The 24726-nt window shown below is 41.9% G+C and carries 11 protein-coding genes and 1 pseudogene; 7 read left to right on the top strand and 5 right to left on the bottom strand.

The genetic code is table 11. The annotated features are described in order from the left end of the window. Positions 1 to 178: 178 nt before the first annotated feature. From ACFFAP_RS11920 to ACFFAP_RS11910, 3 genes and pseudogenes are all read right to left on the bottom strand, one after another. Positions 179 to 2170, bottom strand: coding sequence for an amylo-alpha-1,6-glucosidase (locus ACFFAP_RS11920; RefSeq protein ID WP_375511414.1), 1992 nt, complete (start codon positions 2168 to 2170; stop codon positions 179 to 181). Positions 2171 to 2924: 754 nt separating this feature from the next. Further along, positions 2925 to 3064: pseudogene (locus ACFFAP_RS11915) on the bottom strand (AMP-binding protein); the annotation flags it as partial. A 359-nt stretch (positions 3065 to 3423) separates the two neighbouring features. Further along, positions 3424 to 4629 carry an AIPR family protein gene (locus ACFFAP_RS11910; protein ID WP_375511413.1) on the bottom strand — a complete coding sequence of 402 codons (1206 nt, stop codon included), beginning with the start codon at positions 4627 to 4629 and terminating at the stop codon, positions 3424 to 3426. A gap of 234 nt (positions 4630 to 4863) precedes the next feature. On the opposite strand from ACFFAP_RS11910, the gene ACFFAP_RS11905 reads away from it, so the two are divergent. Continuing rightward, positions 4864 to 5001: a hypothetical protein gene (locus ACFFAP_RS11905; protein ID WP_375511412.1), complete on the top strand. Its 138-nt coding sequence runs from the start codon at positions 4864 to 4866 to the stop codon at positions 4999 to 5001. A gap of 27 nt (positions 5002 to 5028) precedes the next feature. Here the strand turns inward: ACFFAP_RS11905 and ACFFAP_RS11900 are convergent, their stop codons facing one another. Beyond that, entirely contained in the window at positions 5029 to 6063 is a 1035-nt protein-coding gene (locus ACFFAP_RS11900) for a tRNA-dihydrouridine synthase family protein (RefSeq protein WP_375511411.1), read from the bottom strand. Between the two features lie 675 nt (positions 6064 to 6738). Here ACFFAP_RS11900 and ACFFAP_RS11895 point away from each other — a divergent pair. Further along, positions 6739 to 7119 (top strand): hypothetical protein, encoded by a 381-nt coding sequence (locus tag ACFFAP_RS11895; protein WP_375511410.1) that lies wholly within the window; start codon positions 6739 to 6741, stop codon positions 7117 to 7119. Between the two features lie 246 nt (positions 7120 to 7365). On the opposite strand, the gene ACFFAP_RS11890 is transcribed toward ACFFAP_RS11895, so the two are convergent. After that, positions 7366 to 7551, bottom strand: coding sequence for a hypothetical protein (locus tag ACFFAP_RS11890; protein WP_375511409.1), 186 nt, complete (start codon positions 7549 to 7551; stop codon positions 7366 to 7368). Positions 7552 to 7808: 257 nt separating this feature from the next. Between ACFFAP_RS11890 and ACFFAP_RS11885 the strand changes: the two genes are divergently transcribed. The 5 genes from ACFFAP_RS11885 to ACFFAP_RS11865 all read left to right on the top strand — a co-directional run bounded on the left by ACFFAP_RS11885 (position 7809) and on the right by ACFFAP_RS11865 (position 24646). After that, positions 7809 to 9836: an amino acid adenylation domain-containing protein gene (locus tag ACFFAP_RS11885; protein WP_375511408.1), complete on the top strand. Its 2028-nt coding sequence runs from the start codon at positions 7809 to 7811 to the stop codon at positions 9834 to 9836. 12 nt (positions 9837 to 9848) lie between these two features. After that, positions 9849 to 14777, top strand: a complete 4929-nt coding sequence (locus tag ACFFAP_RS11880; RefSeq protein ID WP_375511407.1) for an aminotransferase class III-fold pyridoxal phosphate-dependent enzyme — start codon at positions 9849 to 9851, stop codon at positions 14775 to 14777. 34 nt (positions 14778 to 14811) lie between these two features. Beyond that, a complete protein-coding gene (locus tag ACFFAP_RS11875; RefSeq protein WP_375511406.1) occupies positions 14812 to 15810 on the top strand; it encodes a cupin-like domain-containing protein in 999 nt (332 codons plus the stop codon). A gap of 68 nt (positions 15811 to 15878) precedes the next feature. Then, entirely contained in the window at positions 15879 to 20414 is a 4536-nt protein-coding gene (locus ACFFAP_RS11870) for an amino acid adenylation domain-containing protein (RefSeq protein WP_375511405.1), read from the top strand. Next, on the top strand, positions 20411 to 24646 hold the full coding sequence (locus ACFFAP_RS11865; protein WP_375511404.1) for an amino acid adenylation domain-containing protein: 4236 nt from the start codon (positions 20411 to 20413) through the stop codon (positions 24644 to 24646). Before ACFFAP_RS11870 ends, ACFFAP_RS11865 begins: the two co-directional genes overlap by 4 nt. The last annotated feature ends 80 nt before the right edge of the window (positions 24647 to 24726 follow it).

Raw genomic sequence — 24726 nt, 5'->3', positions numbered from 1 at the left:
CTCGGTTTTTGGTGCATAGCCATTGGAGATCCCCCTTAGTCCCCCTTAAAAAGGGGGAAAATAAGGCATTTAGAGCAAGCCAATTTATCGGGGGGTTGGGGGGATCGACTCTTAACGGAGCAGTATTGCTATAGGACTTATATTTGATTGCGTGAAAAAAACTCCCCTGCTCCGCTGCTTATTTCTCTGTAGCTAGCCAAGCGCGGAGTACTTCTCCAACTGACCAAGCTTGAGCAATACAACCTTTAGGTTCCATTGGTGGATCACCATTAGATATTTCACTGATAGTTCCAACTCCAGCAGTAAAGAGGTGATGCTGCATCGGTTCTAGAAATTGACGAGCAACGGATGGGTTGTTGAACACACGCAAATGAGCTAAGACAAAGGAACCAATTAACCATTCCCAAACTGTTCCTTGATGATAAGCGCCGTCACGATTTAATTGATCTCCAGCGTAGTGACCGATATACTGCGGGTCGTTAGGTGCAAGACTGCGTAATCCGTGAGAAGTTAGAAGCGATCGCTCACACGCTTCTACTACTTGCCGTTGTTGTTCAGGAGTGAGCGGACTTTCTGGCAAGGATACGGCGAAGATTTGATTTGGTCGCAAAGAGGCATCGTTACCACTTGGGCCGTCTAAAACATCAAAACAGTATCCATTGGCATCATTCCAGAAACGACTAAAACCTTTTTGGGTGGCATCAGCCATTGCATCGTAGTCTTTGTCAGGTTTTCCTAACTTTTGGGCGAACTGGGACATTGTTCGCAAAGCGTTATACCAAAGGGCATTCACTTCTATAGGCTTGCCAATGCGAGGAGTAACCACCCAATCACCGACTTTGGCATCCATCCAGGTAAGCTGCATTCCTGGTTGCCCTGCATAAAGCAACCCATCACTGGGATCGAGGTGAATATTGTAGCGCGTTCCTTGACGGTGAAATTCGACAATCTCCGCCAGTTTGGGAAATAAATCTCCTAATAGCTTGTCATCAGCAGTCATAGCATGGTATAGGCGGATGGCTTCAAAATACCATAGTGTTGCATCAACTGTATTGTAGTAATCTTCTGTGGGTGGCTTATTATCGTCAGGGAAACGATTGGGCAACATTCCTTGACTGATATATTGGCCAAAGGTGCGAAGAATGGAGTTTGCAATTTCAAGACGATTAGTGGCAAGCGTCAGACCGGGTAGACTAATCATAGTGTCGCGACCCCAATCAGTAAACCAGTGGTAACCGGCGATAATGGTTTTTCCACCTTGGCGCTCAACAATAAACTGATCGGCAGCAAGTACAAGTTGCTGCACCCAATCAGGAGCTTGAGGCGCTTGTGGCAACCGTTTAGCTTGCCAGTCTACTATCAGCTTTTGCTCGTACTGGTGACGTAAATCTAAGGCTACTGCACCGTTTAAATTAGGATTTTGCTGCGTACTAGCGACAAAAGTAAATGAGCTTCCAGGCTCCAGTGTGGCTTCAAAAGTTGCTGGGTGAAGATGATCGTCTATATCGTTGATTCCACGTTCCTTTTCGGCTGCGAGTTCAAATCCGTAGTACCATTCGTTCTTAAGTGAGGCATTACCGTTATCTGTCAACAAGTACAAAGGTTGCGCTTGCGGAAACACTCTGACACTGACTCCATGCTCAATCGCTCTCACATTCATTCGCCAATCTTTCGCAGGCGATTCTTGAGCATGGGTTCTGCTGTGATAATCGCGGTAATTAACAAATGCTTCGATTGATAACTTAAGCGATCGCTTTGCCCGTTGCAGGAAGTAATGAATGTATGTAGTGTCAGATCCAGGCTGCATCCAGATGCGTTTCTCTAATAACGCACCTCCACAAGCAAAGTTCCATACAGGTACTGTTCCTTCTAAATAAAAGCTTTCGATATGGCGGTAACCTTCAGGAGCAACTGTGCCATTTGACCAACGATTGGCAAACAGTGGATAAGAGCTGCCTTCATACTCTGCTGTTTCGTCTAGCTTTGCTAGTAGTAAGGTTCGCTGCAACGGTGGTTGCAGTGCAGCCACAAGTAAACCGTGATAACCCCGTGTTGATAAACCTGCTACTGTACCTGAAGCATAACTGCCGCGACCATTGGTTACTAACCACTCACGCGACTCTCCTGCATCAAGATTTCCACAAATTTCACGTCCAAAATTGATGCTCATAAATATACCTAATCATGTCGCCAATATTCTCAATTTTGATTTCCACATCAAGAAATTTTGTTAACTCCAAGTCTATATATAAAACTTATATTTTATTTATTTGCTGATCCCCCCTAACCCCCCTTAAAAAAGGGGGAATAATAGTCTTAAAATACCCCAATTTATCGGGGTATTTAGGGTTATCTCTAAGGGTTAGGTGTATACAAAAAAACTTTTCAGACATCCTCTAAAAGCCATAAGTAAGTAGGTAGGTCAATTCAAAAGAGAAGATATAAATTTTGAATTTTTGACCTACTGATACTTGCTAAAATAGCTTGCTCGTTTGCTAACTCTAATTCCACTAAATTAGCAGGGCAAACGTATCTTGTCAGAAGAGAGACGGTTTCTGGAGTCAATTTATGAATTTGTGGAAAAATTGTGTCTTTGATTTACAGACTTTATAAGTTATGTATTTTAAAACAACATCATATTATCATCACCGTAAATACGCAGTTGTCAATCAGTAATATTACTTAACGATATGTGGAATACACGCATTACAAACATTTTTTAGACTTTTAATGTCCTTTTCTGATAAACGGTAAGGGTATTCTTAATTTTTCTTTAGTAACCCAAGTTGCGGGTTATGAAATTTTAGATTTTTTGGCATCTGTCAATTCATGCGATCGCCATCACAAGTTGACGGTTAGGCGTAGGGAAACCGTCAACTTTGTCCCAAAGCGATGGCACATGCATAGTAACTAGCAACTTAGATTAGTAGTACAATAATCATGTCTAGCGATCGCTTTACACACCTCCAACTAAAACTTCTGGTTTAACTCCTAGTTTACTCAAATAGTGTGCGACTTGGTTCGATTTTTTGTTAAGTTCTTGATAGTTTAATTTCTGTTTTTCAAGGCATTTTCAATTAACTTGACACCTGTTATGGTAGAGGAATAATAAACTCTTGCCAACGAATCGCAGAACTAGTATGAGCGGGAGATTGGTCAATCTGTAAAATGGCATAATCGCAGCCTAATTGCTGAGATAGCCACTCCAAAAATCTCTGTGCTAATAGTTTTTCCAGACTTAGTAGAATAGCACCGAGCTTTTTTAAAAAGCGTAACTGAAAGAAATGATATGACTCTCAAATAAATTGAAACAATGTTACAATGTGCATCTCATCAATTAAATATGAAAACCCAATAGGATTCAAACGGCTACGAATTGATGAAATAGGGTTAAGAAAAGGACAAGGAAAATAATCTTGACTTTTAACCTGAAGTCAAAGTTAATTTTTCACGCTTGCTGGAGTTAACTATTTTCACCAAGTGCTGATTTAGATAACTTTGTGCCAAAATGTACAAACTTTCCCAAATTTCTTGGTTGCGACTGATTTTTGTGCCTACCGTATTTCTTGCTGTTTTCTCCGATATTAAATATTTACGGAAATAGTTCGTCCACAAGTGTTGCAGAAAATCCTCGGCGAATTCGTTAAACGGTAGAATCCATTTATAGTTTTGATCTAAAAATACCCGGTAGGATGCAATTATCGGTAGTGCCAAGTCGGTTGGCGCACCAAACCCGAAAGAGTACTTGCTGTCAGGCAAAAGGGTGCTTTTACGTGTATCTATTGATGCTAAGTCGTTGACACCCTTTCTTTTGGGATTGCTGATATGTTCTTGGATAAGTTCATACAGTCTTTGCTCTATCCACAAGGCTTGAGAAAGCAGAGGCAGTAGGGCGGTTAATCTTTCCCTTTCTGTGTCTGTGATTTGAGAAGGTATACTCATACCTGTCGGATGCTTGATTCGTTTATTGCCTTCGAGGTTGTATCTATTTCTATCAAGGCAGTTAATCAACTTCACCAAATGGTTCACATTGCACTGAGCATTTCTGGGAGCGCCGCTTTGATTCTGGTAAAAGGCAATGCGGAATTTTCTCCCTTCTGCGATTTCTAGCTGGGCTAAATACTGCTTGATAAATTTGTAATCTCCTCTGGCGTTTACTTTAGAACGTGAATCTACTGGCGTTGTGGTATTGGAAGCCAAGGCTATATCTTTAGCTTGATCTTCCACCAGCCCGATGTGGATGGTCACTTTTACTCTGGCTTGGGTTAGGTCGTATTTGTAATTTTTAGCACTTTCAAACGCTAAAACTGTATGACCCCCGTTGATAATACCATCGCTACCCCCCTCGCTAGCCTCCAAAATCTCTAGTTCAAGTGAGGTTTTGTTTTTGTTAGGTTTAATTTTATTTACACATAGGGTTATTCCACTGTGACGCGAGAAGAATTTTTCTGGTTGAGTCGTCACTGAGTCTAAGATTTGCCTATATGTAGCACTTTTGCAGTTTGGTTCCCTGATGTTCGGTTCTAGCGGTAAGTCTGTCGGAAACGTGTCTACATGGGCGGTGGCGATGATGCAATTGAGATTGGCTTGAAAATAGTTATCTATTTTTATGTTCCAAGTCTTGGGCATAATTGATTTTTCGATGTCAGTGCAATTTATATGTTAACCAAAACTCTTACTTTGATATCGCCTTTTGAAAAATGCGTTTACCGTTAAGCATTGCAATACAACAACAAATATAGTATGACATATCGGCAATTATTCTGTCAGCTTGAGTACGCTTAGAGGCGATCGCCCTATAATTAACTATTGTTTCTCGCCTTACAATAGTTAGCTGAGGCAGTAAATTCTGCATCAGTTCCTATGACTATTTGTGAAGTCATCACTGCGGGAAAACAATTGCAGATATCAAAAGCGATTGCCAACCTATTTGGTCAAGTTAGAGATTTTTTGGAACTGCAACACAAGTTATATCATGTCCGGTTAAAGACTTATCATTAAGACGTAGAGGGGCAGAGGGGCTATTTGTCAAATAGAATTAGATGCTTTTACCCTAGGTGCTAGGGCTAAAGTTTTCGTCAAATCAGCAAGGAGAAAGCGATCGCAGAGGTTAAACATTTCTACCTCGCTAGAAGTCTGTCGCATCAGTCGTAGAAAATTACCCTCAGCGTCAACACTCAAGGCAATGTAGTTGAGGAACATTTTGAGGTAGCCTACGCGCGATCGCTCTGGCATACTTGCCGCAGTGGGGGTTTGCCATAAACGATCAATATAGTTGCGTACCTCTACTAAAGGAACAGGCGTGATCGTCTCGAAGCGCAAAGCCTGCCGAATTTGATTAAAAAGCCAAGGATTCCCGATCGCCCAGCGTCCCACCATCACACCCGCCGCGCCCGTTTGAGAAAGCACTTCAATAGCAGTTGTCGCAGAGTCGATATTGCCATTAGCAAGCACTGGACAATGGACTCGTCTGACTGCTTCAGCGATCAAATCATATTTCACTGCCCCGTGGTACATATCTTTCACCGTGCGACCATGCAAACTCAGCAAATCAATGCTGTGGCGATTGATCATATCTAGAATTTCGTAAAAGTTATCTGTATTTTCAAAGCCTACGCGCATCTTGACGGTCAAAGGTCGATCGTTCACAGCAGAACGCAGTTCTCCCAAAATCCGATCCACTTTTTCTGGTAAGAGCAGCAATCCACCCCCAACATTTTTGCGATAGATTCTAGGTGCTGGACAGCCCATGTTCAAGTCAACTCCAGCGATATTATAGCCGCAGAGTTCCTTTGCTGTTCTTACCAAGTCTGGAATGCTTTCGCCAATCATTTGAGCAAAAACAGGGCGACCCGTGTCGTTTTCCGTGATTGCTGCCAGAATACTACGATTGAGCCGTGAGGTATCATTGACGCGGAAATACTCGGTGAAAAAGTAGTCAGGACTGCCGTAGTGGGCAATGACCTTCATAAACCAGAGGTTTGTTACATCCTGCATGGGCGCAAGAGCGGTGAGGGGTAAGTATGGATGGAGCGATTGGGGGAGCGATACCTGGTACGACATAGAGATGAAGAGTCTTACTCAGAATAAATGCTGAGATATTCAATTAAATTATTACCTGTACTTAAGTAAATTCAATCATCCCTCCATTCAACAACGCCTTTTATTTTATCGTACATACTAACCCAAGTTGCTGGTTAGGGACTTCCAAGAAATAAATATCCTTTTAATAAAAATGATAATCATTATAAGGGGTAAGTAAGCTAAACGTAAATTTAGCGAAGCCGGAGGCGGAGCGTCTCCGGTTGATATTTCTGAGAAAATTCAACTATGCATTTCATAAATTATGTACGCCGAGAGTTATTCTCTCCTCCATTATCTTAATTAATAAGTAGAGTTTTTATTTCTGGAAGTCCCTAATAGCGCAGTTGTCCAGTATCCAGGATGTCAATTTGACTCTGAAACCATAAAAATTCGCCAACTGGGACATTCACAGGAATGAAACTCAACTTTTCTACTGGGGGTAGGAGAGTTTTTATCCCAACAAGAAGCAGGAAAATATGGTTTTAGAAGTTGTATTTGTAAAATCAAAGCAGACTTTAGAAAACTTCCAGACATATATGGGAGAGAATACAATACTGCTTGGTTAAGAGTCGATCCCCCCAACCACCCGATAAATTGGCTTGCTCTAAATGCCTTATTTTCCCCCTTTTTAAGGGGGACTAAGGGGGATCTCCAATGGCTATGCACCAAAACCCGAGCAGTATTGGGAGAGAATACAAAGTAGATATTAAACAAACCAGAAATCAAGTATGTGATGCTTGTCGAATATTTGGAGCATTAAATTTACAAGGATTAATTGAGTTTAATGATGTTAAGTGCGAAAATATAGGTTTTAATACAGGGTTTATGCGTTTGTTATATCGTCCGCACCCTGAACCCGGAAGCGCATATTTTGACACTAGGGGAAAAGTTGCCGGACGTAAGTTTTATATAGCTGCTTGGGAGTCAGTAATCTATAAATTAGTTATCTATTATACGCAAATACCAAAATTCACTGCCTTCATAGATGAAATCTGCCATCTTGCACATACCCATCTTTTGATCTGCGTGAAGTGACGCTTTGTTGTTTGCCTTAATCAGCAGTTGTGTGCATTTAATCTGATGACTTCGGCTCTATCTTTTACTTTCTGTGGTACTTGAGCCGTTCTTAGGTTAAATAACTCTGCATCTTGTTCTTTCGTCAGGAATACCCTTAACCTTCACCCCAATATCTACACTATTTTTAATGGATGTTCTCTCTATTTTTACTTATCTTTACACATCTTAATTTTTTTTTCATCTACTTCTGTTTTTAGCATATAGTTAGTCAGCGATCGCACCCTTTAACCTGGCTTCATAAAATCGCCTTGCTCCTAATGCGATCGCCAATCTGCGGCTGTACCATCTGAATGATGCCACAAATCGGCGGGCACGACATGTAAATCTCCCATTGCAAACCATCTCTAAAGTTTTAATTTTCAATAAAGATGTATTGAAAATAACTACCATTTTAAATAAATAGGTCAGAATGAGAGAACGAAATCTTAGAGTTAGTGCTATTCGGTACTAAGTTAAAGTGTAATCGTTGACTAATAAGGACTGAAGAAAAAGGAGGCCTTATTCTTCAGTAATTATTCTCATTTGATATATTTTAGTAGTCAGATTAACTGCATTGCTAAACTATAAATTTGTTTAGTTAAAAATGCAGGATTACTTAAAAAGCATACAGGGTGCAAAAAAAAGTACATTTTTTGCAAAAATTCAATATGAAACAAATAGCTGATCACCTGACTAAAAATAAAAAAGAATTGTTGGTAGATGAGTGTCAAACTTCATTATCAGAAAATAATTTAGAACGATATAATCTAACATTACCTATCTTCAAAGAATCCGAAAAACACCTACTATTAGAGTGGAATAACACTCAAACTGATTATCCTCAGCAAGCGTGTATTCATCAGTTGTTTGAAGCACAAGTAGAGAAAACACCTGATGCTATAGCACTAATCTTTAATAATCAGCATCTCACCTATCAAGATTTGAATAGTCGTGCTAATCAATTAGCACAACGTCTACAAACACTAGGGATAGGTGCAGAAATTCTTGTAGGAATCTGCATAGAGCGCTCCTTAGAAATGGTTGTAGCACTTTTAGCTATCCTAAAAGCAGGTGGAGCTTATGTACCCCTAGATCCAGGGTATCCACAAGAACGTTTGGCTTTCATGCTGTCAGATACCCAGGTATCAGTAGTATTAACTCAAAAAAAATTAGTTGCTAAATTACCTACTTATACAGCATTGGTAATTTGCCTAGATGCAGATTGGAATGAGATCACCCAAAATAAAAAAGAAAACCTAACCGCTAAGGTCACTGCTGATAACTTGGCTTATGTCATGTATACATCAGGTTCTACAGGTACACCCAAAGGTGTTAGTGTTATCCATCGTGGTGTAGTAAGGTTGGTCAAAGAAACTAATTATGTTCACCTCACGTCTGAAGAAGTAATTCTCCAACTCGCTCCTATTTCCTTCGATGCTTCAACTTTTGAAATTTGGGGTTGCTTGCTTAACGGTGGGCGGCTTATAATATCTCCTCCTTATACACCATCTTTAGAAGAATTAGGGCAGATTATTCAGCAATACAAAGTTACTACTCTTTGGCTAACAGCCGGTTTATTCCACCTGATAGTGGATGAAAAAATTGATGCTTTAAAATCATTGCGTCAACTTTTAGCGGGTGGCGATGTCTTATCTGTTCCACATCTGCAGAAGTTTCTCCAAACAATAGAGAACTGTCAGCTAATTAATGGTTATGGCCCAACTGAGAACACAACTTTTACCTGCTGCCATACTATAACACCGCCACTACGACTAGATGTCTCTATTCCTATTGGTCGTCCAATTGCTAATACCCAAGTTTATATATTAGATAACAACCTCCAACCAGTATCAATTGGAGAATCTGGCGAATTGTACATTGGTGGTGATGGATTAGCTAGAGGCTATTTAAACCGTCCCGATTTGACAAACGAAAAATTTATTTATTACTCTTTTGATACCAATTTAGCAACGCGCCTTTACAAGACTGGAGATTTAGCTCGTTATCTTCCAGATGGCAAAATCGAGTTCTTAGGGCGTATTGATAATCAGGTGAAGATTCGTGGTTTCCGAATTGAACTAGGGGAAATTGAACGGGAAATAGCACAACATCCTGACGTTCGGGAAAATGTCGTTTTAGCTCGTCAGGATCAAATAGGTGAAAAGCAGTTGACAGCTTACATTATTCCTCACTATAACAGTAGTTATACACACAAGAACTTGCGTGATTTTTTACAACAGCGACTACCTAATTACATGGTGCCATCAATATTTCTGATGTTAGAATCACTGCCTTTGACTGGAAATGGCAAAGTAGATAGACATAAATTGCCAGCACCAAGTAAACAACGTCTGCAACTGGAACAAGCGTACATTGCTCCCCAAACCGATTTAGAGCGTCTGCTTGCAGGTATTTTGTCCGAACTGCTTAAAATCGATCGCGTTGGGATTGATGATAATTTATTTGATTTGGGAGCAACTTCAATCTCAATTTTGCAAGTTGCTGTGCGAGTACAACAGGAACTTGGAACTGAGCTACCTGCTGTGAAGCTATTTCAGTATTCAACGATTTGCTCTTTAGCAAACTATTTGCATTCAAATCAGAACAGTCAACCATCTTCTAACAAGCTGCAAAATCGCGCCCAACGTCAACAAGCAGCTCGTACTCGTCGCCGTAATCATCAACAAGGTGTTTAAGCAATGGTAAATATGCAAGCGTCCGATAACCAAGATCCTATTGATGGTGTTGCCATTATTGGCATGGTAGGAAGATTTCCTGGTGCTGGAAATGTCGATGAGTTTTGGCGCAATCTGTGTGAAGGATTAGAATCAACGACTTTTTTTCAAGATGAAGACCTAGACCCTAGTATTGACCCGAACCTTTGCAAAGATCCTAGCTACGTGAAAGCTAGAGGAATCATTTCTGGGGGAGAAACTTTTGATGCTGCTTTCTTTGGCATTAATCCGCTAGAAGCTGTAGTTATGGATCCACAGTGTAGAGTTTTCCTAGAGTTAGTTTATGAAGCCTTAGAAAATGCTGGTTATGAATCAGAGTCTTTTGAGGGTTTAATTGGTTTGTACGCTGGTTGCGGTCAAAATACTTATTTTGCTAACCACATTTCTGGACGCATGGAAATTGTCGATCGCATCGGTGAGTTCCAAACAATGTTAGCCAATGAAAAAGACTTTTTAACCACTCGTGCTGCTTACAAGCTCAACCTCAAAGGCCCAGCTGTCAGCGTCAATACAGCCTGTTCCACTTCTTTGGTAGCAGTCATTCAAGCTTGCCAAGCCTTAACCAGCTATCAGTGTGATTTGGCTTTGTCTGGTGGTGTATCTATGACTACACCCCAAAATAGCGGTTATGTGGCTCAAGAAGGTAGTATGTTGTCTGGGGACGGGCATTGTCGCCCCTTTGATGCCAGCGCTCAGGGCACAATGTTCAACAATGGCGCAGGACTGGTTGTCCTCAAACGTTTAGAAGATGCACTCAATGATGGCGATCGCATCTATGCTGTAATTCGAGGTTCTGGTATCAATAATGACGGGGCTGATAAGGTGAGTTTTACGGCTCCCAGCGTAGATGGACAAGCAGAGGCCATTGCAATGGCACAAGCTTATGCCAACTTTCACCCGGAAACTATTTCTTATATTGAAGCCCACGGTACAGCTACACCTTTAGGCGACCCCATTGAAATTGAAGCGCTGACGCAAGCATTTCGTGTGCATACAGACGCAAAACAATTTTGCGCCATCGGCTCTCTTAAAAGCAATGTCGGACATTTAGTTGCTGCGGCTGGGGTAGCAGGGTTAATTAAAACTGCTCTGGCTCTGCATTATAAAAAGATTCCCCCTAGCTTAAATTTTGAGGCTTCCAACGCCAAGATTGACTTTGCCAACAGCCCCTTTTATGTAAATACCAAACTAGCCCAATGGTCAGAGGGTGAAACTTTGCGACGAGCCGGGGTGAGTTCTTTTGGTGTCGGGGGCACTAATGCTCATATAGTGTTAGAAGAAGCGCCACAAATCCAAAATTCCGGTGCTTCGCGCCCACAGCAGCTATTGTTACTCTCGGCAAAAACTAGTCAAGCTTTAGAGGCTGCAACAGCGAATTTACAGCAGCATTTACAGTACAATGCCGAAATTAACTTAGCTGATGTAGCTTATACTTTACAGCGAGGGCGCAAAGCTTTTAACTACCGACGCAGTATAGTTTGTCACGATATAACAGATGCGATCGCAGTCCTGCAATCTTTAGATCCAAATCAAGTAAATACTCATCATACAGAAATCCGTAATCCACCTATTGTCTTCATGTTCCCCGGACAAGGATCGCAATATGTGAACATGGGACTGAATCTCTACAACCGCGAACTTGTATTTCAGGAGGTAGTAGATCGATGTGCTAAAATCCTTAAACCTTTGTTGGGCAGGGATTTACGAGAAATCATGTATCCCGCACCAAGCGATCGCGAAACTGCGGCTATCTCCCTGCGGCAAACCTGCTTTACCCAACCAGCATTATTTGTGATTGAATATGCCTTAGCGCAACTGTGGCAAAGTTGGGGAGTCAAGCCCCAAGCCATGATTGGTCACAGCATTGGTGAATTTGTCGCTGCTTGTATTGCGGGTGTATTTACCTTAGAAGATGCGCTGATGTTGGTTGCAAATCGCGGTCGCTTAATGTGGGAGTTACCAGCAGGGGCTATGCTCTCAGTGCGCCTACCAGCCAAAGAGTTAGAGCCGCGATTGAGTGCAGAACTAGCGATCGCCGCAATTAATAGCCCTTCCCTGTGTGTAGTTTCTGGCCCCACAGAGGCGATCGCAGCTCTGCAAAAACAACTTGAAAGCGAAGAAATTGTCTGTCGCCATTTACACACCTCCCATGCTTTCCATTCCCCAATGATGGATAGTATCATTGCCCCCTTTGCTGAGGTAGTTGGGAAAGTTAAATTATCGCCACCCCAAATTCCCTTTGTATCCACAGTTACCGCCAACTGGATTACAGCCCAGCAAGCAACCGATCCGATGTATTGGGCTACACATCTACGTCAGACTGTGCGATTTGCAGAGGGCGTACAAACCTTATGGCAGCAACCAGAACGCCTACTGTTAGAGGTGGGGCCGCGAATCACAACTACGACCTTAGCTCGCCAACAAGCAAAAGATATTAAACAACAGATAGCGATTCCTTCTCTGGGTGATAACGCCCAGAACGAAGCCGAATGGACGGCATTACTCAAGGCAGTAGGACAACTGTGGTTAGCAGGAGTATCTATTAACTGGAGCAACTTCTATCAAAGGGAAACGCGACAACGAATTCCTCTACCTACTTATCCCTTTGAACGCCAACGCTTCTGGATTGATCCTTTACCTCATCCCAATCGTGCAGTAAATCCCAAACTTCCAAACCCCCAGTTATTAGAAAAGACCCAAATTATGACAACATCCCCTCAGCAAAAGCTCATTCCCCTGCTCAAAGAAATTATCGAAGAAACATCCGGATTGGAAATCGCGAGTGTTGACGACTTGACAACGTTTTTAGAAATGGGATTAGATTCCTTATCTCTGACGCAAGTCGGGTTAGCTTTGAAGAAAAAGTTTCAAGTCAAGGTAACACTTAGGCAGTTACTAGAAATTTACCCGAATTTGGGAACACTGGCTGACTTTATCAATTCAGCCTTGTCTGCCGAAACTTTATCCGTATTAGGATTAACAGAAACCGTTGCAGAACCAACTCTAGAAGCAGCATTACCAGCACCTGCAACCACATCACCCACTTTGCTAGTGCATGAAGTTCATACAAATGGATCTGCACCTCAGATTTCTCCCCAACCTGCTGCATCTAGTAGCGTCCTAGAAAGTGTGATTAATCAGCAGCTACAAATCATGAGCCAGCAATTGGCACTATTGGGTAATAGCAGTCAATCTCCAACAATTCCAGTTGTACCTGCGGCGACATCTCAAAATAATCATGTCAAACCACCAAATGCTGTATCTATCCCAGCTACCCAAACGAGCAAAGAATCACAAGCATCGGTAGATATTGAGTCAAATGGTGCTAAAAAGGCATTTGGTGCGGCGGCTCGAATTGAAAAGACCCAGACTAAAACTCTGACAGCACAACAACGCACTTATCTAGACAAAATTATCCAAAGATATACAAAACGGACTCAAAAATCCAAAGAATATACTCAAACTCATCGCCCTTACTTGGCAGATCCTAGAACTGTTTCCGGGTTTAACCCAACGATGAAAGAAATGGTTTATCCCATCGTGGCGTCTCGTTCATCAGGTTCTAAACTTTGGGATGTTGATGGCAATGAATATGTCGATTTAAGCAATGGCTTTGGCTTGAATTTGTTTGGTTGGTCGCCACCTTTCATTACCGAAGCAATTGAAGCACAACTCAAACTCGGCATGGAAATTGGCCCACAAACTCCCTTAGTTGGAGAAGTGGCAAAGCTAATGTGTGAGTTGACCAACTTTGATCGAGCAGCCTTTTGCAACACAGGTTCAGAAGCAGTGCTGGGAGCGATGCGGATGGCACGCACAATTACAGGGCGTAACTTAATCGCCATCTTTTCTGGAGCTTATCACGGTATTTTGGATGAAGTAATTGTTCGGGGTACAAACAAACTCCGGTCAATTCCGGCTGCTCCTGGTATCCCACCGGAAATGGTAGAGAACATTTTGGTGGTGGACTACGATTCGCCTGAGGCTATAGAAATCCTCAGAAATCGGGCTGATGAGTTAGCAGCAGTGATGGTGGAATCTGTGCAAAGCCGTCGCCCTGAATACCAGCCCAAAGAATTCCTCCAGCAACTGCGTGATTTCACCCAGGAAGCTGGTATTGCCCTGATTTTTGATGAAATCGTTACCGGATTCAGAATTCATCCAGGTGGCGCTCAGGCACATTTCGGTATAAAAGCTGATATAGCAACCTACGGTAAGATTGTGGGCGGAGGGCTACCAATTGGAGTCATTGCTGGCAAATCACAATATATGGATGCTCTAGATGGTGGGTTTTGGCAGTTTGGCGATGACTCTGTTCCAGAGGTAGGCGTGACATACTTTGCCGGTACATTTGTCCGCCATCCTTTAGCATTAGCCGCCGCGAAAGCAGTACTTCAGCATTTGCTCTATTGTGGCCCCAGCTTGCAGCAAAATCTCAATGCAAGAACTGATAAGTTCGTAACGGAACTTATGGGCTATTTCCAGCAAGTTCAGGCTCCGTTTACAGCTTATAATTTCGGTTCACTGTTTATGGTGAAATCTGCACCAGAGTTTCCTTACGGAGATTTACTGTTTTACTTGCTGCGGGATAAGGGAGTACATACTTGGGATCATCGTCCTTGCTTCTTGACGACAGCCCATTCCGAAGCCGATCTAGATTTCGTAATGGCAGCCTTTAAAGAAAGTATTGCCGAAATGCAGTCTGCTGGCTTCTTGTCTGCACCGTCTATAGAAGTAACAAACTACGATCGCAATGGAGCAGAAATCACCAATAACAGCCTACGTAATCGTCCTCCGCAACCTGATGCCAAATTAGGACGAGATCCCCAAGGGAACCCCGCCTGGTATATTCCCGATACCGAGCGACCCGGCAAATATCTACAAGTTGCCAGTGTTTCCTGAAGTGGGGATAGTAAATATTTAGTGAAAAATTGATATGTCACTAGCAAATTCATCTTATGAGCAGCTAGATTTGCTTGCTCCCGCGCCGAAATTTCCTTCGACCATTATTAAGACTGACACACCACAATTTCGTAAGGAATTCAACCTTTCATCTTTTATGTTTTCGCACAACCTTGCAGGACATCCCTTATTTGAGATTCCCCGCTTGGTTGAACTGGCCAATACTATTTTGGGTAAAGGTGAACCTGCAAAGGTTGCTTGTCAAGTAGGCCAAATCCCAGTCAACCTAAAATGGTCACAAGTACCGCGTAAAGATCAAGTTTTGTCAGCGATCGCCCGCATTGAAGAATCAGGTTCTTGGATATTGCTTAAAAGCGTCCAGCTTGACCCGGAATACAACACCCTCCTAAACCAGATTGTAGTTGAACTGGAAGAACTGACAGGCGTACCTTTACGAAAAGAAATCACTTGGCTGGATGCTTACATCTTTATCGCCTCTCCCCATTCAATTACTCCTTACCATATTGACCATGAGTCAAACTTCTTATTTCAGATTCATGGTGATAAGGATGTCAATCTCTTCAATCCACGCGATCGCTCAGTTCTGACTGAGAAAGAAATTGAACAATATTACATTGGACAGTTGGATTCAGCAAATTACACACAGGAAAAACAAACAAAAGCTAGCGTTTATCATTTAACTCCAGGTAAGGCAGTTCACCATCCAGTCCTAGCACCTCATTGGGTTAAAAACGGTAGTAATGTTTCTGTTTCTCTTAGCATCAATTTTTGTATGCGGTCATTTGATTTACAAGCAAGGGTTTATCAAATTAACCATTACCTCCGAAAGTTAGGTTTAGAACCGACCCCACCTGGTCAATCTGCAATCAAAGATTATGCCAAAATATTGGCACTGGGAATCTTATCTAAGCGTCAACCAAAAAACAAATTTGAGTTATTACGTTCAGGGGTAAAAAGGTTGAATGGGTTGGAAAAATCAGTATTGAAGGTAAGTAGTTTGTTTCATCGCTAGTCCCATTCAGCTAACATATCCCCAATTTTGAACAATTAAAAAAAAGCTAGAACGTCAAAAGTTTTTTTATGACTTTATTACCCTTAAATTCACAATCTGTATTAACATCTGTTGATTTCGATCCATTTTCCGGTGGAGAATTATTATTAACTGCCCCTACAACCGAATCTCAAAAAGAAATTTGGGCTTCTGTGCAAATGGGAGACAGTGCCAATTGTGCTTATAACGAATCCCAATCTCTGCGACTAAAAGGAAACCTTAATGTAGAAGCTCTCCAATCTGCTGTGCAACAGTTAGTCCAACGTCATGAAGCGCTACGGACAACCTTTAGCACAGATGGCAATACACTCTGCATAGTTGCTTCTCTAAGAATAGAAATTCCCATCATCAATCTTTCTGGACTGGAGCCACAGGAGCAAGATACAAAAATAGCTACTATCTTGCAACAAGAGGTAAAACAACCTTTTGATTTAGAACATGGCCCTCTATTTAGGGCAAAAATTGTCAAATTGCATCCGCAAGAACATCTAGCCATTTTGACTGCCCATCACATTATTTGCGATGGTTGGTCATGGGCGGTGTTGATGCCAGATGTGGGTAAACTGTATTCTGGCTTGCAACAGGGTATTGTTCCGGAATTGGAAGAACCAGACTGCTTCAGTGAATATGCGATCTTGCAGGAAGAAGAGGCTCAAAGTCCAGAAGCGATCGCTATAGAACAATACTGGTTAGATCAATTCTCTGATACTGTGCCTGTACTGGATTTTCCCAGTGATCGCCCTCGTCCATTATTTAGAACCTTTAACGCCGCCCGTGAAGATTGGCGTTTAAATCCCGAACTAGTTGCTAACCTCAAACAACTAGGAACAAAACTTGGTTGTAGTTTTATGACTACCATCTTGTCAGGATTCGAGGTGTGGCTCCACCGCCTGACAGGACAGAACGACTTGGTTGTAGGTATTTCCGCCGCCGGACAAGCTGCTTTAGGACAATATAATCTCGTAGGTCACTGCGTTAATTTGCTACCATTGCGTAGCCGAATCAATGGAGAAAAATCCTTTAGTGACTACTTACAAATGCGGCGATCGGCTGTATTAAATGCCTACGACCACCAACAATTTACCTTTGGCAGTCTGATCAAAAAATTAGTGTTTCCACGGGATTCTAGCCGTATTCCCTTAGTACCAATCACGTTTAATATCGATCAGGGCTTGGACGGAAACAGTTTGCCATTTGCAGGGTTGGAGGTAGAGTTTTTCTCTAATCCTCGCGCCTTTGAGAATTTTGAATTGTTTATTAATGCTACGGAATTGCGTGGTCAGCTTACCCTGGAATGTCAGTACAACACCAATTTATTTGATGCTGATACTATCCGTCGTCGGATGGCAGAGTTTGAGACTCTCTTAGCGGGTATAGTTGCTAATCCCAATCAAATTATTGCCAAGTTGCCAATCTTGCCAACAACTGAACAACAGTTATTAGCAGCATGGAATAATACTCAAATAGCTTATCCTGAAGATAAATTTATTCACCAGCTATTTGAAACTCAAGTTGAGCGAACACCAGATGCGATCGCTGTTGTCTTTCAAAATCAACAACTGACTTATCTGGAACTTGACTGGCGTGCCAATCAGCTTGCTCATCATCTCCAAACCTTGGGAGTGAAGCCGGGAGTGCTAGTTGGTATCTCCTTGGAACGGTCAACAGAAATAGCGATCGCTCTGCTAGCTGTACTTAAGGCAGGTGGTGCTTATGTCCCCTTAGACCCCAGCTATCCCAAAGAACGCTTGACATTCATGCTTAATGATGCTCAAGTCTCTGTGTTACTTACCCAAGCCAACCTACTTAATTTATTGCCAGAGAATCAGGTAAAGGTAGTTTGTTTGGATACAGATGCAGAAAAAATTGCCCATTACCCAATTCACAAACCCCCTTACCTAGCAACTGCTAAGAATCTAGCTTACGTCATCTACACTTCCGGCTCCACAGGAACCCCCAAAGGAGTAAAAGTTTCTCACCAAAATGTTGTCAACCTGCTGGAAAGTATGCGTCAGCAACCAGGGTTGACGCAGCAAGATGTTTTGTTATCTGTCACAACTCTTTCCTTTGATATTGCCGTTCTGGAAATATTCTTGCCGTTAATCGTCGGGGCAACTACTCTGATAGTTAGCCGTGAGGTAGCTACGGATGGGGAGAAACTGCTCAAAACTCTTATCCATTCAGGAGCAACAGTCATGCAGGCCACTCCTGCAACCTGGCGATTGCTGCTGGCGGCTGGCTGGCAAGGTTCAAAACAACTCAAGATTCTGTGCGGTGGCGAAGCATTACCACCTACTTTAGCCAAGGAACTGGTGAATCGTGCCCACAGTGTCTGGAATATGTACGGGCCAACCGAAACCACAATCTGGTCTACTTGCTATCAGATTCAAGCAGATGGAATCCCCCTAATTGGTCAGCCCATTGCCAATACTGAAATTTATCTATTGGATGCCTACCAGCAGCGCGTACCTGTGGGAGTTCCTGGTGAACTTTATATTGGTGGTGCAGGTGTAGCGCTGGGTTATTTAAATAGACCTGAGCTAACTACAGAAAGGTTTATTTCTAACCCATTCAGCCAAGAATTTCATGCTCGACTCTATAAAACAGGTGATTTAGTTCGTTATCGCCCCGATGGCAATCTTGAGTATCTGCAACGAATTGACAATCAGTTAAAACTTCGCGGTTTTCGGATTGAATTGGGTGAAATTGAAACGGTGATGGCTCAACATCCTGCTGTGAAAGAAGCCGTCGTTGTTGTCCGAGAAGATATCCCAGATGAGAAAACTTTTGTCGGTTATCTAGTTCCAATAACACCATCAGAAGTTGAGTCTTCAGCAGATTCTACTAGCAGTAGTCAACATATCCAAGCTTGGAATCAAAGGTGGGATTTACTATATGAATCAGGTTTAAATAACGCCTCACCAGAATCTTTACAAGACAAAACATTAGGTGATGCTGCCATTATTAAGCAATTAAGTAATCAAGATAATTTTGAAGAGCAAGTCCTAGAGTGGCTAGACCAAACTATAAAACGGATTCTCGGTCTGCAACCCAATCGAGTGATGGAAATTGGTTGTGGAACGGGTCAAATTCTACTAGAAATTGCTTCAAAATGTACATATTACTTTGGTACAGATTATGCTGCCTCAGCATTGCAAGAATTAGATAAGCAACTGCGAATATCTGAGAAAAAATTATCAGAAATTGTCCTTGACCACCGAGCAGCAGATAATTTTCAAGGAATTGAGCCAGCTTCCTTTGATACAGTGATTATTCACTCGGTTGTACAATATTTTCCAGATATTAACTATTTACTGCAAGTTTTAAAAAATGCTATTGAGGCAGTCAAACCAGGGGGTTGGATTTATATTGGTGATGTCCAGAGTTATGGACTATTGGAAGCTTATCATACTGGTGAACAGTTAAAAAATTCATCCTCATCAATGCCAGTAGAGAAATTGATAAACATTGCTGAAAATCGAGTTCGGAATGAAGATGAACTAGTTGTTGATCCTGATTTTTTTTATGCTCTAAAACAGTATATTCCGGTGATTAGACATGTTGACATCAAGCTGCGTCGTGGTCATATTTGGAATGAAACAACCCAGTTTCACTATGATGTATTTCTTTCCATTGAAGCAGAAGCAACAACAACTATTGAAGTAACATGGCATGACTGGCTAGATGAAAACTTGACAGTAGGAGATGTGCAGCAAATTCTAGAAGAAACTCAGCCAGATTATTATTGCATCAAAAAAATTCCGAACGCTCGAATTCAGAAAGAAGTTCAAGCTTTGGCGTTACTGAAAGCAGACAGCCAGTTAGAAACTGTTGCAGATGTGATTAAAGCATTGGAAAAGCTACCAGCAGGTATCGATCCAGAAAATCTCTGGGCATTGGGTGAAATTTTACCCTACGACGTAGACATCAGATGCTCAAATGCTGCTAAAGATGGCTACTTTGAGGCTGTTTTTACACGAATTTCTCTCAAAGAAGCACAGACTGTAGTCATTGATTCACAGACAGTTAATCAAATAAGACCTCACTTGTGGAGTGCTTATGCCAATAGCCCCATGCAAAAACAGGCTGCAAATAATCAACTAATCCCACAATTACGCCAGTTCTTGAAGGAAAAGTTACCAATTTATATGGTACCTGCTACCTTTGTGACACTGGATGCGATGCCTCTTACTCCGAATGGCAAAGTGGATCGGAAGGCTCTACCAATACCGGATTTTGCTCGTCCAGAACTGGCGGAGGGTTATGTTGCACCTCGCACCTTGGTTGAACAGCAGATTGCTGGCATTTGGGCACAAGTCCTCAATTTAGAAAATATCGGCATTCACGACAACTTCTTTGAGCTAGGGGGACATTCAGTACTGGCGATTCAAGTCACTTCAAGGTTGCGTCAAACCTTTCAAGTAGAAATACCTTTACTTAACTTATTTGAAGTACCAACTGTAGCTGATCTAGCTGAACGAGTTGAAACACTGCAATGGGCAGCGCAAAATTCCCAAGCTTCTCAAATTGAGACTATGAGCGATTACGAAGAGGGACAACTATGAAAACCATTCATGAGTTTTTATCAAAACTACGTCATCTAGATGTGAAATTATGGGTCGAAGGCGGTAGCCTGCGCTATCGAGCCGCTAAGGAGAGCCTGACACCAGATTTGCTGGCACATATGCGAGAACGGAAAGCCGAAATAATAGAATTTTTACTCCAGGCTAACTCAGCTGGTAGTAACAATCTTCCCCGGATATTACCTAACATTAGAGATGGCAAACTACCTCTTTCCTTTGCTCAACAACGTTTATGGATTTTAGAGCAATTTGATCCTGGTAATTCTGTTTACAATATACCCCTAGCCTATCGGCTCACAGGTTCACTTAATGTTGCACTACTGGAGCAATGTCTAGTCGAAATTGTCCGCCGCCACGAAATCTTACGAGTTACCTTTACATCCATAGATGGGCAGCCTAGCCAAGTCATATCTCCAGATATAATCCTGAATCTGCCGCTTGTCGATCTGAGTCAGTTGCCTCTAGAACAACGGGAAATTGAGGATAAAAGACTAGCTGCCCAAGAAGCTCAACAACCCTTCGATCTGGTGCAAGGGCCATTGTTTCGCTTTAAACTGCTACGCCTAGCTGAAAAGGAGCATGTGCTGCTCCTGATTCTGCATCATATTATTGCGGATGGCTGGTCTTCAGAGGTTTTCTTTCAAGAACTCACAGCACTTTATGAAGCCTTTGCTGCTGGCAAACCCTCGCCACTGCTGGAATTATCTATCCAGTATACTGACTTCGTTCACTGGCAGCGTCAGTGGCTGCAAGGTGCAGTTCTAGAATCTCAGCTGGATTATTGGAAGCAGCAGTTAAGTGGCAACCTACCTATATTAGAACTGCCCAGCGATCGCCCACGGCCACCCGTGCAAACTTACTCAGGCGAAATATGTCGCCAGATGCTACCGCAGGCGTTGACTGATGCCCTCAAGGCTTTGAGTCAGCAGTCAGGGGTAACACTATTCATGACTTTATTAGCAGCCTTCAAGGTATTGCTCCATCGCTATACAGGACAAGAGGATATTCTTGTTGGCTCCCCAATTGCCGGTCGCAACCAGGTAGAAACTGAAGGATTGATGGGTTTATTTGTCAATACCTTGGTAATGCGGACTGACCTTTCTGGCAATCCCAGTTTTCGGGAGATACTCAATCAAGTGCGCCAGGTAGCTTTAGGTGCTTATGATCACCAAGATTTACCTTTTGAAAAACTGGTGGAAGAACTTAAGCCGGAACGCGATCGCAGTCATTCACCACTGTTTCAAGTAATGTTTGCCATGAATCCCCCTTGGACAAAGGGGGCAGAACGAGAAGTAGCAGGTTTGAAAATTGCCTCCACCTTTGGATACACCCATAGTGGCACGGCAAAATTAGATTTAACCCTGGTGATGCGGGATACAGGCAAAGGATTGAGAGCTTCCTTTGAATACAATACTGACCTATTCGATGAAGCCGCGATCGCTCGGATGCTTGGACATTTCCAAACTTTACTAGAAGGTATTCTTGCCAACCCAGAGCAACGCATCTCGGAATTACCGCTATTAACGCCAGCCGAACGGCAGCAGTTACTTGTAGAGTGGAACAATACTGAAACCGACTATCCGAAACAGGCTTGCATTCATCAACTGATTGAGGCACAGGTCGAAAGTACACCCGATGCTGTAGCAGTAGTATTTGGAAACGAACAATTTACCTACCGTGAACTCAATAGTCGTGCCAATCAATTAGCTCATTATCTGCGATCGTTGGGAGTTCAAACTAACGAGCTAGTAGGAATTTGTCTAGACCGTTCTTTAGAAATGGTAGTGGGGGTATTAGGCATTCTCAAAGCTGGTGCAGCTTATCTACCGCTAGATCCAAACCATCCAGAAGCGCGTGTGGCATTTATGCTGGAAGACTCGCAAGCGAAGATATTATTAACTCAACATCGGCTTGTAGAGTTTTTGCCCAAACATACCGCTAAGTTAGTAGAAATTGATGCTGATTTTCAGTTTATTATTGAGCAGAGTCAAGAAAACCTGCTCTGTTGCAAAGATACAACACCTGAAAATCTTGCTTATGTAATTTACACTTCCGGCTCTACAGGAATACCTAAAGGAGTAAAAGTTCCTCACCGAAGCGTTGTTAACCTTTTAACAAGTATGCGTGAGCGACCAGGCTTAACTCAGCAAGATATTCTACTATCCGTCACCACACTCTCTTTTGATATTGCTGTTCTGGAAATATTCTTGCCGTTAATTGTGGGGGCAACTACTTTTATAGTCAGCCGTGAAGTCGCTACAGATGGAGAGAAACTGCTCACAACTCTCAACCATTCCCAAGCAACAGTTATGCAGGCTACTCCTGCAACCTGGCAACTGCTGCTAGCTGCTGGATGGCAAGGTTCTCAACATCTAAAGATTCTTTGTGGCGGGGAAACTTTGTCACCAGGTTTAGCCAAGGAATTGGTGAATCGTACCCAGAGTGTCTGGAATATGTACGGCCCAACTGAAACAACAGTCTGGTCTACGTGCTATTCGATTCCAAAAGATGCAATTCCTCTAATTGGTCAGTCCATTGCCAATACTCAAATTTATCTGTTGGATAGCTGTTTGCAGCCTGTGCCTGTAGGAGTTCCTGGTGAAATGTATATCGGCGGTGTTGGTGTAACGCTAGGTTATTTGAATCGACCTGAACTTACTAAAGAAAAATTTATCTCCAACCCGTTTAGCCAAGAGCCGAATGTTCGACTTTACAGAACAGGGGATTTAGTTCGCTATCGCGCTGATGGGAATCTTGAGTATCTACAACGGATTGATGACCAAGTTAAAATTCGTGGTTTCCGCATCGAATTGGGTGAGGTAGAGTTAGCCCTAGCCCAATATCCGGGGGTAAAGCAGGCTGTAGTCATAGCGCCAGAAATTGTTCCTGGAGAAAAACGCTTAGTTGGTTATGTAGTTCCTAATTCAGAGCAGAAAATTGCGATCGCAGAATTACGTAATTTCTTGCAGATGAAGCTACCGAATTACATGGTTCCCTCAGTCTTTGTTATACTGGATACTTTGCCACTTAATACTAATGGCAAAGTTGATCGTAAAGCTTTACCTGTAGATAATTTAACTAATGTTGAAATAGAAAAAACTTTTGCTACAGCAGAAGATCCATTACAACTTCAGTTAACTAAAATTTGGGAAAATGTTTTAAACATTTATCCTATTAGCATAAAAGATAATTTTTTTGATTTGGGAGGACATTCATTACTTGCAATACGTCTGTTTTCTCAAATTAATAAGATATTTGGTCAAAATCTACCTACAGCTATTCTCTTTCAAGCTCCTACTATTGAGCAACTAACTAATATTCTCCGCAAACAAGGATGCTCAACCTGTTGGTCTTCATTAATTCCTATTCAACTACAGGGATCTAAACTACCTTTTTTCTATATTCATTCACTATACGGAAATCTTTTTCACAGCCGTACATTACTGGGTAATTTAGATTTAGATCAGCCAGTTTATGGGCTACAAGCACAGGGTTTAGATAAAAAACAGGCTCCTTATACTCGCATAGAAGATATGGCAGCCCACTATATCAAAGAAATACGTACTATTCAACCTCAAGGCCCTTATTTCTTGGGTGGCTGGTGTCTAGGGGGTACGGTAGCATTTGAAATGGCTAGGCAACTTGAAACACAAGGGGAAAAGGTAGAATTGCTAGCTTTATTTGATTGTTACCCTCCCCAAGTAAAAACAGGTGGAAATATCAAACGGTCTTTCGTGGAGAAATTTAAAAAGCGTTTCAGTCATTTCTTAATTAATGGGCAAGACATAATAAAAAGGAATACTAGTCATATTGTTAGATTAGAACCAAAACAGCAAATTATGTTTTTTGTTGATCGGGTCAATTACAGATTGCAAAATTTTCTCAGGGAAATTGTTTACAAACTTCATCTGAAGATGCAATTACCTTTACCTATTTCTGTGCTAGATTTAGCTGTTCGAGATGCTAATATTAAAGCGCAAAGAGCTTATATTGCAAAGAATTATAATGGCAAAATAAGCCTATTTTGGGCAATAGAAAGACCTGCCCAAGAGTATTATCTCATGGATAAATGGAAAGAACTAGCTGCGGGTGGAATAGAAATTTACAAAACTCCTGGTTCTCACGATAGTATCATGTCATTACCCCATGTCTTAATTTTATCTGAAAAATTAAATGATTGCCTTAATAGGGAGCATCACAAATTACAAAAATAAATAAATATATAAATAACCTCTTATTCGCAATTAAACATTGCGAATTAAAGGTTATTTATAAAGTCAGCAAAGTTTTCAGG

The organism is uncultured Nostoc sp. (assembly GCF_964245575.1).
Classification (GTDB): Bacteria; Cyanobacteriota; Cyanobacteriia; order Cyanobacteriales; family Nostocaceae; genus Nostoc.
The sequence above is the reverse complement of the archived record's forward strand: the minus strand, read 5'-3'. Positions and strand labels throughout refer to the sequence as shown.

Bases quoted from the DNA above. Each gene is read 5' to 3' on its own strand.
- ACFFAP_RS11920 (WP_375511414.1), bottom strand. From the start codon at position 2,170: ATGAGCATCAATTTTGGACGTGAAATTTGTGGAAATCTTGATGCAGGA.
- ACFFAP_RS11910 (WP_375511413.1), bottom strand. From the start codon at position 4,629: ATGCCCAAGACTTGGAACATAAAAATAGATAACTATTTTCAAGCCAAT.
- ACFFAP_RS11905 (WP_375511412.1), top strand. From the start codon at position 4,864: ATGACTATTTGTGAAGTCATCACTGCGGGAAAACAATTGCAGATATCA.
- ACFFAP_RS11900 (WP_375511411.1), bottom strand. From the start codon at position 6,063: ATGTCGTACCAGGTATCGCTCCCCCAATCGCTCCATCCATACTTACCC.
- ACFFAP_RS11895 (WP_375511410.1), top strand. From the start codon at position 6,739: ATGGCTATGCACCAAAACCCGAGCAGTATTGGGAGAGAATACAAAGTA.
- ACFFAP_RS11890 (WP_375511409.1), bottom strand. From the start codon at position 7,551: ATGGTAGTTATTTTCAATACATCTTTATTGAAAATTAAAACTTTAGAG.
- ACFFAP_RS11885 (WP_375511408.1), top strand. From the start codon at position 7,809: ATGAAACAAATAGCTGATCACCTGACTAAAAATAAAAAAGAATTGTTG.
- ACFFAP_RS11880 (WP_375511407.1), top strand. From the start codon at position 9,849: ATGCAAGCGTCCGATAACCAAGATCCTATTGATGGTGTTGCCATTATT.
- ACFFAP_RS11875 (WP_375511406.1), top strand. From the start codon at position 14,812: ATGTCACTAGCAAATTCATCTTATGAGCAGCTAGATTTGCTTGCTCCC.
- ACFFAP_RS11870 (WP_375511405.1), top strand. From the start codon at position 15,879: ATGACTTTATTACCCTTAAATTCACAATCTGTATTAACATCTGTTGAT.
- ACFFAP_RS11865 (WP_375511404.1), top strand. From the start codon at position 20,411: ATGAAAACCATTCATGAGTTTTTATCAAAACTACGTCATCTAGATGTG.